The organism is Zhongshania sp. (assembly GCF_041584495.1).
GTDB lineage: Bacteria > Pseudomonadota > Gammaproteobacteria > Pseudomonadales > Spongiibacteraceae > Spongiibacter.
On record NZ_JBFHDY010000277.1, the window covers coordinates 1 to 1,550 of the forward strand.

The window sequence follows — 1,550 nt, forward strand, 5'->3', positions numbered from 1 at the left end:
GACAGGCTTATACCCAAGCCCGCATTTCGAGCAAAGGCGTAAAGCCCAAAACTATCAGCATTAAGCACGCGCCCGAGAATCAGCAAATCAACCTGGTTACGACCATTCTTCAGGACCTCGGAAAACATGACATGACGCGAGTAGTCGCGCATGGTGCGCAGGTCTTCACGGGAAAAGTGTAGTGCGGGCAACCAGGTTTTACGCAAGTTCAGACCAATGACCCAGAGCACTGCTGCGGCAATCTTGGCGTAGACCACCCCCCACACACCAAACCCGACAATAACCAAGGCTGCCGAGATAAGGTTGTCTGCGCCGACAGTCATCGCCATTAGCAGGCTGGTTTCCCGCATCCGGCTGGCCCGCTGCAGCAGGTTGAACTGCACCATGGCAAAGGGGTAAATGAGGTGGGTGACTGCCAGCACGGTCAGCATCTCTGTCAACATGGGCGAGTCATAGAACGCGCCTATCCAGCCAGCGCCGAAAAACTGCAGGGCAAACATGGTCAACCCCACGCCCAAATTAGCCCAAAAAACGGAATTGCAAATGGAGTCCAGGCGCTCCGGTGCAGTCTTTACAATCAGGTTGCCGATACCACTGCTGGCAAGAATCCGAACCAGCTCGGCGCTGGCGATGGCCAGTGCGGCGAGACCGTAGTCTGCCTGCGTGAGGAAGCGGGCCAGAATCAGCGTGGTGACCAGTCGTGAAATACGAACCACCAGTTCGCCTGCAGCCATCCAGCTGAAATTGCGCATAAAAGGGTGGTTAAAGAGGTGCTGTATTTTTGATTTCACAGTATTGGTCTCGTTTCACCCATCGGTTGCGTGGGGGTATCTGGGATTGTGCCGATGGTAGAAGCAAGATCGATACCATAATAAAATGTCTTAAAATCAATTAGTTAATGAAGATCCTTGAGCAATAACCAAATTGATTTGCAAATTGCATAGCGGTTTAATTATTTCACTCTAGGCAGTTTTCGGTTTTACAGCGAAAACGATGGAGTCGAGCTTTCAATATAAGCCCGTCTGGCAGTGATAAAGCTGGGAACATTTATTCGATAGTTAGTGGGGCCCGAAGTAGTGGTGCGGAAAATCTTGCCGGGCACAAGGAGGGTGTGTTTTGGCGGAGTGTCTTGGCGAACACAGGCATCGACGCAGAATAGGCAATACTGCCTAAGCCCAAGGTTTGCAGCGCCAGACTCCGCTTGAGCCTGTTCCCTGCTAATGGGCGTTTATCATAGGGCGGTTTTATACTTAGGCTAGCCATTCAGGACTATCGTAGACCCTAAAGCTTCACCGGCTATCGAGGTAATCGCCATTGGATTATTCCTGAATCGTCAGGTTGTGGCACGTAACGCTTCGGTGTTAAGCCAATAAATGCAGTAGAATTTCACTTTCTAACTCAGTTTTAGTGCGGGTAGTTCATATGGCAACGCTTCAGGAGCAGTTACTCAAGGCCGGTATCGTTGACGAAAAAAAGGCCAAGCAGCTCAAGAAAGAAAAACGCAAGGCCGCCAAGCAGCCTAAGGGGCAGGTTCAGATCGATGAAAGTAA

2 protein-coding genes are annotated in these 1,550 nt (G+C 50.8%); one reads left to right on the forward strand and one right to left on the reverse strand.

Going from position 1 to position 1,550, the window contains the following annotated elements; translation table 11 throughout:
* On the reverse strand, positions 1 to 791 hold a 791-nt coding region (locus ABYP33_RS19080; RefSeq protein ID WP_373092927.1), incomplete at its 3' end, for an oligosaccharide flippase family protein.
* Positions 792 to 1,422: 631 nt separating this feature from the next.
* On the opposite strand from ABYP33_RS19080, the gene ABYP33_RS19085 reads away from it, so the two are divergent.
* On the forward strand, positions 1,423 to 1,550 hold a 128-nt coding region (locus tag ABYP33_RS19085; protein WP_373092929.1), incomplete at its 3' end, for a DUF2058 family protein.